13 protein-coding genes are annotated in these 16,959 nt (G+C 40.5%); 1 reads left to right on the top strand and 12 read right to left on the bottom strand.

Going from position 1 to position 16,959, the window contains the following annotated elements; genetic code table 11:
* Window positions 1-82: 82 nt before the first annotated feature.
* The 6 genes from HMPREF0519_RS05470 to dnaE all read right to left on the bottom strand — a co-directional run bounded on the left by HMPREF0519_RS05470 (window position 83) and on the right by dnaE (window position 8,499).
* Window positions 83-835, bottom strand: coding sequence for a segregation and condensation protein A (locus HMPREF0519_RS05470; RefSeq protein WP_003560355.1), 753 nt, complete (start codon window positions 833-835; stop codon window positions 83-85).
* On the bottom strand, window positions 822-1,190 hold the full coding sequence (locus HMPREF0519_RS05465; RefSeq protein ID WP_003553915.1) for a hypothetical protein: 369 nt from the start codon (window positions 1,188-1,190) through the stop codon (window positions 822-824). The genes HMPREF0519_RS05470 and HMPREF0519_RS05465 overlap by 14 nt, the downstream gene beginning before the upstream one ends.
* Window positions 1,191-1,206: 16 nt before the next feature.
* Window positions 1,207-2,094 (bottom strand): site-specific tyrosine recombinase XerD, encoded by an 888-nt coding sequence (gene xerD / locus HMPREF0519_RS05460; protein WP_004561463.1) that lies wholly within the window; start codon window positions 2,092-2,094, stop codon window positions 1,207-1,209.
* Between the two features lies 1 nt (window position 2,095).
* Window positions 2,096-2,968, bottom strand: coding sequence for a CvfB family protein (locus tag HMPREF0519_RS05455; protein ID WP_003553911.1), 873 nt, complete (start codon window positions 2,966-2,968; stop codon window positions 2,096-2,098).
* A gap of 192 nt (window positions 2,969-3,160) precedes the next feature.
* Window positions 3,161-4,918, bottom strand: a complete 1,758-nt coding sequence (gene pyk, locus HMPREF0519_RS05450; protein ID WP_040472723.1) for a pyruvate kinase — start codon at window positions 4,916-4,918, stop codon at window positions 3,161-3,163.
* Between the two features lie 230 nt (window positions 4,919-5,148).
* On the bottom strand, window positions 5,149-8,499 hold the full coding sequence (dnaE, locus tag HMPREF0519_RS05445) for a DNA polymerase III subunit alpha (RefSeq protein WP_081447197.1): 3,351 nt from the start codon (window positions 8,497-8,499) through the stop codon (window positions 5,149-5,151).
* A 131-nt stretch (window positions 8,500-8,630) separates the two neighbouring features.
* On the opposite strand from dnaE, the gene HMPREF0519_RS05440 reads away from it, so the two are divergent.
* A complete protein-coding gene (locus tag HMPREF0519_RS05440; RefSeq protein WP_187117458.1) occupies window positions 8,631-8,822 on the top strand; it encodes a YjzD family protein in 192 nt (63 codons plus the stop codon).
* Between the two features lie 113 nt (window positions 8,823-8,935).
* Here HMPREF0519_RS05440 and HMPREF0519_RS05435 read toward each other — a convergent pair whose 3' ends face one another.
* The 6 genes from HMPREF0519_RS05435 to rpoD all read right to left on the bottom strand — a co-directional run bounded on the left by HMPREF0519_RS05435 (window position 8,936) and on the right by rpoD (window position 16,943).
* A complete protein-coding gene (locus HMPREF0519_RS05435; protein WP_004561460.1) occupies window positions 8,936-9,817 on the bottom strand; it encodes an alpha/beta fold hydrolase in 882 nt (293 codons plus the stop codon).
* Window positions 9,818-9,829: 12 nt separating this feature from the next.
* Entirely contained in the window at window positions 9,830-12,439 is a 2,610-nt protein-coding gene (gene clpB, locus HMPREF0519_RS05430; RefSeq protein WP_004561459.1) for an ATP-dependent chaperone ClpB, read from the bottom strand.
* A 145-nt stretch (window positions 12,440-12,584) separates the two neighbouring features.
* A complete protein-coding gene (gene pepT, locus HMPREF0519_RS05425; protein ID WP_004561458.1) occupies window positions 12,585-13,823 on the bottom strand; it encodes a peptidase T in 1,239 nt (412 codons plus the stop codon).
* Between the two features lie 28 nt (window positions 13,824-13,851).
* Window positions 13,852-14,967: a Nif3-like dinuclear metal center hexameric protein gene (locus HMPREF0519_RS05420; RefSeq protein WP_004561457.1), complete on the bottom strand. Its 1,116-nt coding sequence runs from the start codon at window positions 14,965-14,967 to the stop codon at window positions 13,852-13,854.
* Window positions 14,957-15,661 (bottom strand): tRNA (adenine(22)-N(1))-methyltransferase, encoded by a 705-nt coding sequence (locus HMPREF0519_RS05415; RefSeq protein ID WP_003560337.1) that lies wholly within the window; start codon window positions 15,659-15,661, stop codon window positions 14,957-14,959. Before HMPREF0519_RS05415 ends, HMPREF0519_RS05420 begins: the two co-directional genes overlap by 11 nt.
* A gap of 112 nt (window positions 15,662-15,773) precedes the next feature.
* Entirely contained in the window at window positions 15,774-16,943 is a 1,170-nt protein-coding gene (gene rpoD, locus HMPREF0519_RS05410) for an RNA polymerase sigma factor RpoD (protein ID WP_003553892.1), read from the bottom strand.
* Between the last annotated feature and the right edge of the window lie 16 nt (window positions 16,944-16,959).

Below are 16,959 nucleotides of genomic sequence, written 5' to 3'. Positions count from 1 at the left end.
AAGACCTGTTCGTAAAGCAATTTGGCGGAGATTAATGCCCTCATCTCCGGAAGCATATAAAAGTGCTTCAATCTTTGCTAAATTACTTACTGCCATATGCAGGCCCCTTTCTAATTTCAATTGTTTCATGGCGATTTTTCTGTTTGAGACGAACTTCGTTATACTTAGCCATTTCCAAAATAGCTAAAAAATCGGTAACAATTTCTTCAGGCTTGGTGGAATGTTGAATAACATGATTAAAAGAAATCTGTTCAGTTCGACAATCCAATAGCTGGCGAACTAACGCTGTTTGGCTTTCAATTGTAAATTGCCACTCATGAACAGTTGTTGACAATGGTTGGTTATAACGAAAGTGTTTTAAAGCGTCCACGTAACTGGCCATAATATCGCCTTTATCAAAAGGTGAAGGCACCGTTAATGTTTCTTTCGAAGCTGAAACGGCCAGTTCCGAACGGGTAAAACTTTGACGACGTTTATTTTCGTAACCCTTTAGTTTACCTGCGATTAGTTTATACCGTTTGTAATTAATCAGTTGATTAACCAGATCTTCACGTGGATCTTCTTCCACCTCATCAGTGGCTTCATCAACAACTGTTGGTAACAACATCTTTGATTTAATGACCATCAATTTGGCAGCCATAACAAAAAAATCACCAACTATATCCAAATTGAGCTGCTGTGCATCATAAATATAATCCATGTACTGCTTGGTTATCTCTGCAATTGGAATGTCATAAATGTCCATTTTGGACTCTTGGATTAAGTGAAGCAGGACTTCCAATGGCCCATCAAAATCATTTAAATGTAATTCTGGTTCTTTATCAGATACGTTCATGATCCTTTGATTGCTCCCATTTGGCACAGATTTCCTTGGTTTCAAAACCGCCGATGATTTTTTCCTTTGGGTATAGGGACTGAAGCTCATCCAACAGGCGACTATAATTCTCTTGGTTTCGGCTTGGTGGCGCCAAAATTAATCGATGAATCAGCAACTGATCATTTTCGACTTCGATTCCAACCAAGCCGGACCAGTTATTGTGACGATCCTTCCACAAATAGATCATTCGGTCGCTTTTATCGGCATACCAAGTCATCTCTTGAGAAACCAAATCCATGTTTTGCAGATCGGAAACTAAAGAAAACAGTCCCATCGTAATTTTTTGATAATCTTTTCGATATTGATATAACATTATATCACCTCACTGACTAAGCTCGAGGATGGAATTTTTGATAAACTTCGGTCAAATGTTTGTGCGAAATATGGGTATATATTTGAGTCGTAGAAATATCTGCGTGACCCAACAATTCTTGAACAATCCTCAAGTCCGCCCCGTTTTCCAATAAATGGGTGGCAAATGAATGTCGGAGCGTATGCGGAGTAACATGCCGTTTGATTCCTGCTAATTTAACATATTTTTTAATCATTTGCCAAATTGCCTGACGGGTTAAACGTCTGCCATGAGCATTTAAAAAGACAAAATCCGTATTGGTTCTTTTTCTTAAAAGATCAATTCGTGTTGTCTTTAAATATTGCGTAATCCAATCAATGGCAACGTCACCAATCGGAATAATCCGTTCACGATCACCCTTTCCGACCGTCTGAATCAGTTTCATTGGAAGATGAAGATCAACCAGCCGTAGGTTAACAAGTTCGCTGACTCTCAACCCGGTCGCATAAAGTGTCTCAAGCATTGCCCGGTCCCGGACACCAAGAGGCTTTGATACATTCGGCATCGACAACAGTTTATTGACTTCGCTAACCGATAATACATCCGGCAGCGTTTTAGACTGCTTGGGAGAATCTACTTTCAACATTGGATCATCTGGGACAACGCCAAATTGGGCTAAGTAGCGAAAAAAGTTTCGTAAACTTGAAACGGTTCTGATAACCGTGTTTCGAGATTTTTTTTCTTGCTGTAAATTTTCCAAATAATTTAATATCAAAAATTGATCGACTTTTGAAATATCCTTGGTTGTTTTTTGAAAAAAATGGATGGCTTCGGATAGGTCTTGTTGATAACCTTTAATTGTGTTTTCAGAAAGCCCACGTTCAACTCGAAGAAAGTGTAAATAATCAGCAAGTTGATTGTCCATTTTAATCTTCCTGTTTCTTTAATGTAATATGGCCATCCTCTTGAGAGATCAAGTTTTCCTTTAGTAAATGACCAAGCGCCCGTTTGAAAGCGCCTTTACTGATGCCAAAATAATCTTTAATATCTTCAGGAGCACTTTTATCACTAAAGGCAAGTTGTTTCGATTCGGTATGATCCAGAGCTGCCAGAATCATTTCAGCATCCTCACCGATTTCTTGATAGGCTCTTGGACGAGTTGAAATATTAATTGAATCATCCCTCAGGGTACCAATAACTCTGGCTTCTACTTCTTCTCCCAGTCTTGGTTCTTCCAATCGTTCACTTGGGTGAAGAAAGGCCAAGTGATAATCATCCGTTAACAGTCTGGTTCCTGACAGTTTTAATCGATATGCCCGGGCTTTAATATTTTTGTTTTGAAGGCGTTCTTTCACCGGCCTTGCAATCGTTTCAAAGATCTCTTCATCAGCCAGATGTCCCCAGATACGGGCCTTATTGTCAACTGTGAGCGATATGAGCAGCTTGTCACCTTCGCGGGGCCATAGTTTGCTAACAGTTGGAAGATCATCAACCGAGACGACAACGTCTTTATTAGGTAATCCAATGTTAACAAAAACACCTAGTCCAAATTTCCCCTTTACAACCGTTCCGAATGCATAATGATCCCTTCTAATCTTAGGGATTTGCCGTGTAATTTGCATTCTATGTTGCTCATTCTCATACGTAAAGCCGGTAAATTCAGCGCCAATCTTAAACGGTTTCTTAATTTCAGCTTTGTCTAATTGAAAAGTTTCGCCCTCAATCTGAACAAAATAATAGCGATCATTTTCATCGGTTAGTATGCCCTTTAACACTTGGGCCATTAAATTTTTATCCATGTTAATCTCCGTTCTTGAATCTCTTTACTCATTCTACACGCTTTAACAATAAAATTCGACTGAAGAAGAAATGCGGTTACTAAGTAGAAGATCCATCAATCTGCATAATAAGGTGCGTAAAAAGAGACTGGGCAAAATCACTTCTGTCCAGTCTCCCATTATACGTTATTTAATTACATTCAAGCCGTCTGTTTATAGTGAGCTTGAAGCACCGTGATAAATGACACCACGATGAGAATCAACTGTAATTAATTCACCATCTGAAATCTTAGTAGTTGCACCAGTGGCACCCACGATAACAGGGATACCCATCGAAATACCAACTACAGCAGCGTGTGAAGTCAAGCCGCCACTTTCAACAACAACGGCACTTGCCTTTTCAATTGCTGGAAGATAATCTTTGTCAGTTGACTTTGCAATCAAGATGCTGCCTTCGGTTACTTTGCTCTTGGCATCAGCTGCATCTTTTGCAACAACAGCTTTACCAATAACAGTCTTGTCACCAACACCTTGGCCTTGAACAAGCTTTGAACCGATCAATTGAATTCTCATCAAATTGGTTGTGCCGCTTTCACCAACTGGAACACCGGCAGTAACGATAATTAAATCGCCTTCCTTGGCTAACCCAGTTTCGAGCGCCTTTTTAGCAGCAAGTTCAAAAATCTCGTCACTGCTCTTAACTTCGTCAACCAAGATTGGGTGAACACCCCAGTTAACCATCAAACCACGACGAGTACGTTCGTCAAAGGTTAATGCTAAGATGTCTGCATCTGGATGATATTTGGAAATCATACGAGCAGTGTAACCTGAACGGGTTGCAGCAACAATTGTATGAATGCCCAATTCTTTTGCAACACGAGCAACTGAATCACCAATTGATTCAGTGACATCACTGGCATCAAATGTTGGACGTGGTGTACCAAATTCGCTAAAAGCATTTTCAGCTTTAACATCAATGCGCGCCATTGTTTGAACTGATTGTACAGGATACTCACCGTTAGCACTTTCACCTGAAAGCATTGTTGCATCAGTACCATCAAAAACGGCATTGGCAACATCTGAAGCTTCTGCACGTGTAGGACGTGGGTTTTCCTGCATTGAATCAAGCATTTGGGTAGCCGTAATAACTGGCTTGCCTAGTTGGTTGCACTTCTTGATCAAAGTCTTTTGAACCAACGGAACGTTTTCGGCTGGAATTTCAACACCCATGTCACCACGAGCAACCATTAAGCCATCAGCAACTTTAATAATATCATCAAAGTTGTTGATACCTTCTTGTGATTCGATCTTTGGGAAGATTTGAACATGTTCCATGTGCTTTTCTTCAAGTAAGGCACGGATATCCAAAACATCTTGTGCTTTACGAACGAATGAAGCAGAAATGAAGTCAATATCATGATCCAAACCGAAACGAATATCGTCTGAATCTTTTTCAGTAATTCCTGGAAGGTTGATTGAAACGCCAGGTGCGTTAACACCCTTACGTGAACCAAGAACACCATCGTTTTGAACAGTTACAACTAATTCCTTATTAGCGTCATCTTTTTTAGTAACAACAGTGTCCAATAAACCATCATCAAAAAGAACATGACCACCTTCATGGACATCATCATAGAGGCCCGTGTATGTTACGGCAATCTTGTCTTTAACACCCTCAAGGCTGTCATCCATTGAAATACGGAAAACATCGCCGGTGTGATATTCGATTTTGCCATCTTTTTGAACAGTAGTACGAATTTCGGCACCTTTAGTATCGAGCATGATTCCGACAGTTTTGCCTGTCTTCTTTTCAGCTTCGTGAACCTTGTTTAAACGATCCAAGTGTTCTGGATGGTCACCATGTGAAAAGTTAAATCGGAAAACATTAGCCCCAGCTTCAATTAATTTAACGATGGTATCAACATCGGTACTGGCTGGTCCCAATGTACTTACGATCTTAGTTTTCTTCATAAGTAAAATCTCTCCTTCGGTTTTTTGGACACCACAATTTTTAACAGGATATAGACCAATTAAATATTGGGGTTCCCTTTTAGATTCCAAACCGTATTTTATCACTTTTTTCGAGTTATGTCGTCGAATATTTTGGACAATAACAACTTTGTTAACTACCCACAAAAGCCTAAAAGACGGTTCTAACGACAATGTAAGCCTTTACGAAAAGTAAATATTCAATCAAAAAATTACTTATAAACAACATTATTTTGACCAAAAATTGTGATTAATTTATCTTTAATTTGATCACCTTGTTGTAAATTAAAATTATTCCCAAGAATCCATGTTTTCTCTGAAGCACTTTCATGGACAACGAGGGATACCGAGCCCCGATACTGAGCGGACAATTCGGTTAGTTTGTGAAAAATTTGATTTTTATCATGGGATGGATCAATTCGCAAGTACCAATGAGGCTGCTTTTTAACCCCTGCAGATTTCCGAGAAAGATTATCGGCAGGCTGAATCGTCTCTGCAACCATTTGAATGGTGTTGTTTTTTTCGACTTTGCCGCGAATGGCAACCACCATGTCTTTATGAAGCCAAGATTGAATTTTAATAAATAAATTCGGGAAAACCGTGACCGACATCTCGCCAACTTCATCGCTGCCATCAAAAAAGGCCATTTGCTTGCCGGTCTTGGTTCTGATAATTTTAACTTTGGTTATATATAAAATTAAGACGACCTGGTTCATTCCGACGACTAACTGATTGGTCAGTTTTGCATCCAGTCGTTTTCTAAGGGCTGTAAAACGCTCAACAGGGTGTCCGGACAGGTATGCACCCAAATAATCGTTTTCCTTTTCAAGGCGTTGCATCAAAGGCATCTCGGGCTTTCTCGGCACGGTGGGTTCCAGTGCCTTGAATAAACTCATGGAATCGCCACTTAGTTGAATTGAGCTGATGAATTCAGGGGCTGCTGAGATTAATTCAGAACGGTTGTATGAAAAGCCGTCAAGCGCACCTGAATAAATCAACGCATTAATTAAGTCCGGCTTGCGGTACTTGTCTGAAAGCCGCGCAAGCAGATTAGGAAAGGATTTATAGCGACCGTTTTGGTCACGATCATTTAAAATATCCTGTACCATGTCGTGGCGAACCCCTTTAATCGAAGCCAACCCAAAAACAATTTGCTGATCCTGGTATGAAAAATCAGCCCGGCTTTTGTTGATATCCGGCGCCACTACTTTAACTCCCATTGATTTGGCATCTGATAAATACTCTTTCATTTTGACCGAACTATTTTGAACAGAATTTAATAAAGCAACGTGAAACTCGCCCGGAAAATAGACTTTAAGATAAGCAAGTTCATAGGCCATTTTGCTGTAAGCAACCGCATGGGATTTATTGAATCCATAATTGGCGAATTTTTCAATATAATCAAATACTTTCTCGGCCACTTGTTTTGGATGTCCCCTTTTTTCGGCGCCGGTTAAAAATAGACTCTTCATTCGATCCATCACTTTTAACTTCTTTTTGCTCATTGCGCGTCGTAAAATATCGGCTTGTCCGAGTGAAAATCCAGCCATTTTTGAAGCGACCAGCATGACCTGCTCTTGATAAACAATGACGCCATACGTTGATTTTAAAATGTCTTTGAGTGACTGATCCGGATAGGTTAAAGCTTCCTGATGTGATTTTCGTTTGACAACCTCGTCAATGTTTTCCATTGGACCCGGTCGGTAAAGCGCATTAACCAACGCGACATCTTCGAACTGTTCTGGATGTAGTCTGCGTAAAACACTTCTGATGCCGGATGATTCGAATTGGAAAACGCCTGTTGTCTCGCCGTTCGCAAACAGTTTCAACGTTTTCTTGTCATCTAAAGGAATTTGAGAAATGTTGATTTTTTGCCCCGTTGCCTGTTTAATTTCTGCCAGTGCATCAGCCAAAATTGTTAAATTGCGAAGTCCCAGAAAATCAATTTTTAGCAGACCGACAGATTCAACATAGTCTTTGGAATATTGCGTCATTAAAAGCCCGTCATTTCCATCCTGAAGGGGAACAAGATCAACCAATAAATTATCACTTAGCACCAATCCGGCTGCGTGTGTTGAATAGTGTCTCGGCAAGCCTTCCAACACTTGAGCTGTTTTAAAAAGTGATTTATTCAAGTCGCTGTCGGCAACCAGGTTTTTTAACTGTTGAGAGTTATGATAGGCATCGGCCAATGTTACGTGAAAAGCACTGGGAATAGCTTTGCTCCACACATCCTGTTGATTTGGGTTGAGTCCAAAAACACGGCCAACATCTCTGGTTGCCTGTTTGGCAGCCAAGGTGCCAAAAGTAATGATTTGTGCAACCCGTTGATGACCGTACTTTTGGTGAACATATTGAATGACGTCATCACGTTTGTCATCTGGAATGTCCAAATCAATATCGGGCATTTGAACTCTCTCGGGATTTAAAAAGCGTTCAAAGAGCAGCTCGTACTTAATGGGATCAACGTCGGTAATAAATAACGTATAGGCAACAAGTGACCCGGCAGCCGATCCCCGACCCGGTCCGGTTATAATCCTGGCTTGATGAGCAAAATTAATAACATCCCAAACAATTAAAAAGTAATCATCAAATCCCATTGAATGAATCACTGATAATTCTCTGTCAAGCCGATGGCGATAAGGTGCATCATCGGAAATATGAGCCGCTTCCAGTCGCTTAGAAAGCCCCTTTTCACATAGCTGCCGTAAATATTGACCAGGTTCCATATCGTTGGGGGTCTCGAATTGTGGCAATTTCGGCTGCTTTTTTTTAATTTCGACATGACAATTGGAAACAACCTCATCGATGGCTTGAAGAGCCGCATTTAAATGGAGTCGTTGATATTCTTTTTCCATTTGATCTTGGGGCCGGAGAAAATAAGGACCAACCTGTTGGCTAAGTTCGGCAACATTGGAAATCTTAGTACCGGCAGCAATGGCTTTTAAAACCTGCATTGGAAAATAATCTTCGGCATTCAAGTATTGAACCGGCGCATCCGCAATCAACTGGACTTGATTGTCAGCCGCTACTTTGCTGAGCATATCGATTAAAGTATCAGAAGAATGGTAGTCCACGCCAAACTTAAGATCTTGCTTTGTAAGGCCAAGATCCATTAACTTAGAAATCAATTCGGAAATATCTGCTGATTTCCCCTGAAGCAGTAAATCGTTAATTTCCGCAAACGGCGGCAAAATGACATATAGTCCATCCAGTCGGCCATTGAGTTGATCAATCATTACATCGGTTTCACCAGAACTTTTTAACGTTGATATTTTTAAAAGGTTTTGATACCCCGTTTGATTTTTGGCCAATAAAAGAATCGAATAATTGTTTTCAGACAGCATTACGCCGGGAAGGTTCAGCGTCAGTCCAATAATTGGCTGAATACCAGCGTCGATGCATGTATCATAGAACTCAACAGCGCCATACATGACATTAATATCTGTCATCGCAAGTGCTTTATATCCACGCTTTTTGGCTTCTGTGACCAATTCAGAGATCCGAATCGGACTTTGAAGTAAACTATATGAGCTAATGACTTGTAATGGTACGTACGTCAATTGAATTCCCTTCTTTCTACCAAATTATACCAAACAATTAGGTCTCATTACTAAATTCTAAATGTAAATTCACAGTGATTTTTCTTAGGAAATATGCTAAAATACCATTGATTGTCAGGAGGCCTAAGACTATGAAACTTATTGCTTCAAATCTTGTCGTCATTTTTTGGGCATTGATCTTTGGTGAAATCATCGGTTACATTGCCAATCAACTTGAGGTTTTACCATACAACCCTATGCAAATTGGTATCACGGCCGCTATTGTTGGCTTTTGTGCAACAAACGGTATTTACCTTATCAGCAAAGGATCATTTTCCAAATAATTCTCGATAATTAATAAAAAGTGAGACTGGGACAAACGTAAACGTTGCCCAGCCTCACTTTTTTTACGATGACTGATTTCAAATTAAAGTCAAAAATAAGTCATCCCGCTTGATTAAATGTGTTCGTATAAAAAGGCATTAATTTGTTCATATACTTTTTGGTGATCAACTTCTTGTAAAACTTCATGCTTCATATGGGGCATGACTTTATTTTTTACATTTGAATAACCAATTTTGTGTAATGTCTTAATTGTGTCTGTTAATCCATGACTGCCACCACTAAATTTATCGTGATCCCCCGTAATAGAAATGATCGGTAATCCGGGCCTTTGGCAATGGAAATGAGTAACCTGCTTAAGCTCGTAGTCGCCCTGCCACAGCGTCATTAAACTTAATACAGGATATTGATCTATCATATCCGGGTCATTGGATACCCGCTGAACATTTTCAAGATTGTAACTTAGCCAAGAATGATCACCAGGTGTCAATCCCGAAAGCCTTGATAATAACTTAGAATAACGATTTTCAAGATGTAAGCGCGTATAACCGGCTCCCAAAAGAAGCCCGATACGTACCATTGGGATGTAATTGGCAGTCCCAGTCAAAATCAGACCATTTAATAGTTGATCATGTTTTTGAAGATATAATCGGCCGAGAATCGATCCAAACGAGTGACCGAACAAAAACAGCGGTAGCCCAGGATATTGCCGCTTAATAAAGTGACTTAAACAGACCTGATCGTTAACTAATTGCTGCCAGCTGAACATGACACCCAAAGGATCATCCTTTGATACAGATCTGCCATGGCCACGATTATCTGAAGTTAGAACAATAAAGCCCTGCTGATTTAAATAAGCCGCAAAATCAAAATAACGGGATTGATGTTCCAAAGCACCATGAATAACTTGAACAACACCTACCGGATGAGTCGTAGAAAAAACGGTAACCGCAAGTTCTGTATGATTATTCGTTGGAATCCGATATTCTTTTGACAAAGATATCCCACCTTACACTTGCGTGGCAGTTACCTGCTCAGGGACAAAGGACAAAGCATCGTTTTCCAAATTGATATGAATGATGCTATGTGGTTTAACCTGACCACCAACGATCATCTTTGCAAGAGGGGTTTCAACAACGTTGGTTACATAACGCTGAAGAGGACGCGCGCCATATTGCGGTTCATACCCATTCTTAGCAATCCATTGTTTAGCCTGATCTGAAATTGAAAGCTTAATATCCTGCGCCTTTGTTCGCACAGAAAGCTGATCAATTAATTTTTGTACGATTTTTTCAATATCAGTTCGAGACAACGGCTTAAACATGATAACATCGTCAATTCTATTTAAAAATTCAGGTTTGAATGATGCTTTGAGTAGTTGATCGACCTGTTTCTTGGCATTATCAGAAATAATACCATTCTCATCGGTTCCTTCCAATAGAATGTCCGACCCTAAATTGGAAGTCATAATTAAAATGGTGTTTTTAAAATCAATGGTTCGTCCCTGACTATCAGTCAGACGGCCATCATCCAATACTTGGAGCAAAATATTAAAGACATCCGGGTGAGCCTTTTCAATTTCATCAAATAGCACAATGGTGTAAGGATTACGACGAACTGCTTCGGTTAACTGGCCGCCTTCTTCGTAGCCAACATAACCGGGAGCTGCACCCACTAATCGTGAAACCGATTCTTTTTCCATATACTCGGACATATCAATTCGAACCATATGATTTTCAGAATCAAATAAATCTTCCGCCAGGGCTTTAGCGAGTTCAGTTTTACCCACTCCGGTTGGCCCCAGAAATAGGAATGAGCCAAGCGGTCGACTGGGATCCTGTAAACCGGCTCGTGAACGAATGACGGCATCGGAAACGGCAGTTACGGCTTCATTTTGACCAATCACCCGTTTGTGCAGATTGTCAGCTAAATGAAGGAGCTTTTGGCGTTCGCCCTCGACCAATTTTGTCACAGGAATACCGGTTTCCCGACTGACCACTTTTGCAATTTCGTCAGCCGTAACCGATTCACTTACCAACCAGTCGGCATGTTGATCATTTTCTTCCATTTTTTTCAGGTCGGCTTCCAATTGTGGAATTGTACCGTGTTGAAGAACAGCAGCTTTATTAAGATCGTAATCGTTTTCAGCCTGTTTCAGGTCATTTCTTGCCTGATCAAGTTGTTTCTTTTTATCACCAATCTTTTGAATGGCGTCTTTTTCCTGCTTCCAGCGTGCATTTAAACCATTGACTTTTTCCTTAATGTTGGCAAGTTCTTCTTGAACTTCCTTTAGGCGTTTCTTGGAAGCTTCATCGGTTTCCTGCTTTAAAGCAGCCTCTTCGACTTCAAGGCGCATGAGTTGACGATTAGATTGATCAAGCGCTGTCGGACTGGAATTCATTTCGACCCGAATTTCAGCAGATGCTTCATCTACAAGATCAATTGCCTTATCCGGTAAATTTCGATCAGTAATATATCGATCGGAAAGTTTAGCAGCGGCTACCAGGGCATTATCGTGGATTCGAACGCCATGGTGGATCTCCAGGCCCTCGGATAGGCCACGCAAAATCGTAATTGTATCTTCAACTGATGGTTCATGAACCAATACCCGTTGGAAACGACGCTCCAGGGCCTTATCTTTTTCCATGTACTTTCGGTATTCATCAATCGTTGTCGCACCGATTAAATGGAGTTCTCCTCGGGCCAACATGGGTTTTAGAATATTGCCGGCATCCATCGATCCTTCGGCTTTACCTGCCCCGACGATGTTATGAATTTCATCAATGAACATGATGATTTGACCCTCAGCTTTTTTAACTTCCTTTAAAACGGCTTGAAGTCGCTCTTCAAATTCACCACGGTACTTTGCACCCGCAATCAGGGACCCCATATCCAACTGGAAAATCGTCTTGTTTTTAAGGTTTTCCGGCACATCATTGGAGGCAATTCGGAGTGCCAATCCTTCGACAACGGCGGTTTTTCCAACACCCGGTGCCCCAATCAGTACTGGATTATTTTTGGTCTTTCTTGACAGAATTCGAATCACATCAAGAATTTCTTCATCCCGACCAATAATCGGTCCCAACTTATTATCTCGAGCAGCCTTAACCAAGTCGGTCCCGTATTTTTCAAGAGATTGATAATTATCTTCCTGGTTTTTGGAGGTTACTTTCTCGCCACCACGGATCTTCTCGACAACGTTTCTAACTTTTTGTTCTGTTATATCTTGTTTGATTAAATAGTCGGTAAAATTATCACCGTGAAGCTGCATAACAGCAATTGTTAGGGTGTCAACCGCAATATACGAGTCACCAAACTCATTTTTAACCTGTTCTGCATCTTGTAATAACTCATACAAATTTGACGATAAAGATTGTCCATAACTGATATTACTGCCCTCAACCGTTGCAATCTGGTCAATTTCGGTATCGAGTTCCTTACCTAAATCTTTTAGGTTCAGTCCCAGTTCTGAGTATATTTGACGAGCCAATTCACCGGGTTGGACCAAGAACTTAAACAGGTGGGCAACCGTAATATTTTGTTGTTTTCGAGTAACGGCAATTTGTTGAGACTGAGAAATCGCTTGCGTAACTGCTTCTGTTAAATTATCTGGATTCATTTAAATGATCACCTTATTTTTTTATCTTAATTTAGTTCCATCCATTAAAGGCGGTTAGAAAGAAAAAGTTTTCTTTTCAAACCGCCTACAAGTATGTTATCAAATTTTATAACTGGTTAACAATAATTTGACCTTTTTTGACCAATTATTTTTGAGCATACAATCTAGCGATTTCAATAATAACATCCGTCGCTTTTTCCATCGTCTGCTCAGAAACATATTCAAAACGACCATGCATATTTTCACCGCCGGCAAAGATATTTGGAGTTGGTAATCCCATATAAGAAATCTTTGAGCCGTCGGTACCACCACGAACAGGGAAAATATGTGGTTTAACATCAACATTTTTCATAGCCTGTTCAGCGACTTCGATAACCGTCGGATCTTTGGAAATAATTTCACCCATATTGTAATACTGATCTTTTATCTCAACGCTAATTCGCTTTTCACTGAATTCTTTGTTCATCTGATCAGCAATGCCTTCAAATAACCTTTTACGAGCCTCAAAACGGTCCCGATCATGGTCTCGAATGATATAAGCCATGTTGGTATGATCAACGCTTCCTTGAAAATCATAGATATGATAGAATCCCTGTCGTTCAACGGTCTTTTCGGGACGATCGTATTCTGGTAATGCTGCGTGAAAGTCCATTCCTACTTGAATTGCATTAACCATGACACCCTTAGCTTCGGCCGGATGAACATCGGTCCCCTTGATTGAAACGGTTGCTTCGGCAGCGTTAAAAGTCTCGTAGTTTAGGTCACCCAATGGGCCGCCATCAACCGTATAAGCAAAATCGGCGCCGAAATCGTTCACATCAAAATGATCTGCCCCGGTTCCGATTTCCTCATCCGGACCAAAAGCAACTTTAATTGTGCCGTGTTTAATTTCAGGGTTCGACTGTAAATAAGCGATTGCAGAAATGATTTCCGCAACTCCGGCTTTGTCATCAGCACCTAATAGCGTTGAACCGTCAGTTGTAATTAATGTATCACCCTTGTACTTTTTCAAACTTGGAAAAACCTTAGGATCCAGTTTAAATTCTCCGTCCTTATCAAGCGAGATAATCGATTGACCATCATAGTTCTCAATAATTTGCGGATCAATGTTTTCGGAATTAAAATCTGCCGTATCAATATGTGAAATAAAACCGACTGTAGGAACTTTTTTATCAAGATTTGAAGGCAATGTCGCAAAGACATACGCACTTTGTTCGTTGGTGTGTACATCGGTTAGGCCCATATCTGATAATAGGTCCTTTAACATATTCAAGAATGCTGTTTCACGTTTCGAAGACGGAATGGTTCTGGATTTGGGGTTTGAGCGACTATTAATCTTCACAAACTTCAAAAAATTTGAAATCAATTCTGGATATTTTGCCATTTTTAATTCTCCTCATGTAGTCATGTCTTTACAGGAAAGTAAACGGGTCTGTATTGATTTGAGATTCAATCACCGAAAGACCCCAATTGTTTTCTTGAGACCACTTGCTAACCATTTTTGCTAATTTAGGGATACAGATACTTTCAATATGATGTCCGGGATCAATAACCGGCATATCCGAAGCCAGCATGTCATGTCCCGTATGGTAATAAACATCTCCCGTAATGTAAGCATCTGCCCCTGCTTTTTGTGCAGTCTTATAAAACTTACCCCCGTCACCACCCAGTACCGCTACGGTTCTAATCGTCCGATACAAGTCGTTTGCAATCACTCGAAGACCAGAAATATGAAAAACAGATTTACAACGTTTGGCGAACGATTCAAGTCGCATCGGCTCAGGTAACTCGCCAACCCGACCCATTGTATATTGATGTTTTTTGTCTTCTAGGCGGATAATATTGTAAAGCGGTTGTTGAAGTGGGTGAACATCGTGCAATGTTTTTAAGACTCTGTTCAAATTCTTTTCAGGAACTTCAAATTCCAATCTGGAATCTTCTAATTCTGTTGGTTCACCAGCCATGCCGATTGTTGGATCTGCCCCTGGTTGCGGTACATAATATACTGTTCCATCCATTTCATAAGTGTATCCGGTATATTGACCGTCATTAATTTCCGCCCCAGCATCAACCAAAGACATTCTGACTGCCGTAGCGTATACCTTGGGAACTGTAGCTGTTAATCGAAATACGGATTCTGCATATCCGGGAACCAGTCCCCTTACATTTGTCAGGCTCAATTCATCTGCCAACCAATCATTTATGCCGCCATCAGCAGTATCTAAGTTGGTGTGAGCAGCATAAACAGTGATCCCGTGGGCAATAATTTTTGCATACATTGCATTTTGAGGATCGGAATAATCTAAATTTCTAGCCGGGTGAAACATAACCGGATGATGTGCAAAAATAAAATCAACGTCATTTTCAATTGCCTCATCTACAACTTCCGTTCGGACATCCAGTGTTGTCATAACCTTATGGACATCCTGGTCTAGGGAACCAATTTGTAGCCCGATCGGATCTTTTGGCATTGCAAGCTTTTTGGGCGCAAATGCTTCAAACTTTTGAACTAACTCTCTACCTTTCACTATCAATCACCTCATCAATTTCTTGAATTTGTTGCTCGATCTTTTTCATCTTGGGCTTGTCTTCATGAGTTGCCCGTTTCATATTTGAAATAACCCGTTGCAGTTGTTGACGTTCTTCCCGCCATTTTGAAATAAAGATTGGTGATTTTTCGATTAATAGGTATGGGCCAAACTTGAGTTGCTTAGCTGAATAGCCCACTGGTTGTGCTGACTTGACTGCGGTGATAATTTCGTAAATATGATGGTCCTCTTCTAAGATTTGCTCGGCCTTAATAAAATACTGATGATTCATTAACCAAGTTCGAACAATGTTTTCACCTACATTCGGTTGAAGAATCAGTTTCTCTTGACCCGTTAACTTGTCCTGACCATTTTCCAAAATTTGGCTGATTAAAATACCACCCATTCCGGCAATTGTAATGGCGTTGATTTGATCATCGGCTTCAATAGCGGCTAATCCATCTGCCAACCTGGGGTGCAGGATATCCAGCAATCCCTCTTTGGAGATTTCATTAATCGCATTTGAAAGCGGCCCTCTGGCCACTTCTCCGACAACGCCATAATTAATTATTTTATTCTTGGCAAGATAAATCGGTAGATAAGCATGGTCTGATCCAATATCAGCCAACCGGCTACCTGGTTCGACATGCTCACTAACTGTTTCTAAACGTTTGGAAAGATGCGTGCCGTTCATGTATTTCTCCTTAATTCGTTAATACCTTTATTATAATTTATTCATCTACAAAAAAACAGCCGGTACAAAATCAAAATTGATTTTTATACCGACTGTTTGAGAAATTAGGATTTTATTCCAAAAAATCTTTTAGTTGTTTACTACGAGATGGGTGCCGAAGCTTTCTTAAAGCCTTGGCTTCAATTTGACGAATCCGCTCACGCGTAACGCCAAATACCTTTCCAACCTCTTCCAAAGTCCTGGTACGACCATCATCCAAACCAAAACGTAAGCGCAGAACATTTTCCTCACGATCAGTCAGCGTATCCAGAACACTCTCAAGTTGTTCTTTCAATAATTCATAAGCTGCGTGATCTGCAGGTGACGTTGCATCTTGATCTTCAATAAAATCACCTAGATGAGAATCGTCCTCTTCTCCGATTGGTGTTTCAAGAGAAACCGGTTCCTGAGCAATCTTTAAGATTTCACGAACCTTTTCAGTTGGCATATCCATTTCAGCACCAATTTCTTCGGGAAGCGGCTCACGCCCAAGATCTTGGAGTAATTGACGTTGAATTCGAATCAATTTATTGATCGTTTCGACCATGTGGACAGGAATTCGAATGGTTCGTGCCTGATCGGCAATCGCACGGGTAATCGCTTGACGAATCCACCATGTTGCATAAGTTGAGAATTTGAATCCCTTACGGTAATCAAATTTTTCAACCGCCTTCATCAAGCCCATATTACCTTCCTGAATTAAATCGAGAAATTGCATACCACGACCAACGTAACGCTTGGCAATTGAAACAACCAATCGTAAGTTGGCCTCTGCAAGTTCCTGCTTGGCTTCTTCATCGCCGGATTCAATTCGTTTGGCAAGATTGATTTCTTCATCAGCACTTAAAAGTGATACTCTTCCGATTTCCTTTAAATACATCCGAACAGGATCGTTAATTTTGACACCCGTTGGAGCAGAAACATCAGAGAGTTCCTTTTTCGTTACTTTCTTTGCTGCATCAATGGCTCTTGGATCTGGATCACCGTTATCATCGACAACACTAATTCCGGAATCTTCGATATTTTCGAGTAACTCTTCCATTTCTTTTTTATCCAAAGAAAATGGTTCTTCGATTTTCTTCTGGAGTTCATCGTAGGTGATGTGACCGATCGGTTTATTGTCCTTTACAATCTGATCAAATACCTTCTTATAAGGCTTTTGTGTTTTCTTAGCTGCAGCGGCCTTTGTCTTAGTAGTCGCTTTTTTAACAACCTTTGCATTATTTGTTTTTTTGTTAGCCATCAAAATGCCTCCCGAA

Origin of the sequence: Lentilactobacillus hilgardii DSM 20176 = ATCC 8290 (assembly GCF_000159315.1) — a bacterium.
GTDB lineage: Bacteria > Bacillota > Bacilli > Lactobacillales > Lactobacillaceae > Lentilactobacillus > Lentilactobacillus hilgardii.
This window is presented reverse-complemented; position numbering and strand designations above follow the sequence as displayed.

Bases quoted from the DNA above. Each gene is read 5' to 3' on its own strand.
- HMPREF0519_RS05470 (WP_003560355.1), bottom strand. From the start codon at position 835: ATGAACGTATCTGATAAAGAACCAGAATTACATTTAAATGATTTTGAT.
- HMPREF0519_RS05465 (WP_003553915.1), bottom strand. From the start codon at position 1,190: ATGTTATATCAATATCGAAAAGATTATCAAAAAATTACGATGGGACTG.
- xerD (WP_004561463.1), bottom strand. From the start codon at position 2,094: ATGGACAATCAACTTGCTGATTATTTACACTTTCTTCGAGTTGAACGT.
- HMPREF0519_RS05455 (WP_003553911.1), bottom strand. From the start codon at position 2,968: ATGGATAAAAATTTAATGGCCCAAGTGTTAAAGGGCATACTAACCGAT.
- pyk (WP_040472723.1), bottom strand. From the start codon at position 4,918: ATGAAGAAAACTAAGATCGTAAGTACATTGGGACCAGCCAGTACCGAT.
- HMPREF0519_RS05440 (WP_187117458.1), top strand. From the start codon at position 8,631: ATGAAACTTATTGCTTCAAATCTTGTCGTCATTTTTTGGGCATTGATC.
- clpB (WP_004561459.1), bottom strand. From the start codon at position 12,439: ATGAATCCAGATAATTTAACAGAAGCAGTTACGCAAGCGATTTCTCAG.
- pepT (WP_004561458.1), bottom strand. From the start codon at position 13,823: ATGGCAAAATATCCAGAATTGATTTCAAATTTTTTGAAGTTTGTGAAG.
- HMPREF0519_RS05415 (WP_003560337.1), bottom strand. From the start codon at position 15,661: ATGAACGGCACGCATCTTTCCAAACGTTTAGAAACAGTTAGTGAGCAT.
- rpoD (WP_003553892.1), bottom strand. From the start codon at position 16,943: ATGGCTAACAAAAAAACAAATAATGCAAAGGTTGTTAAAAAAGCGACT.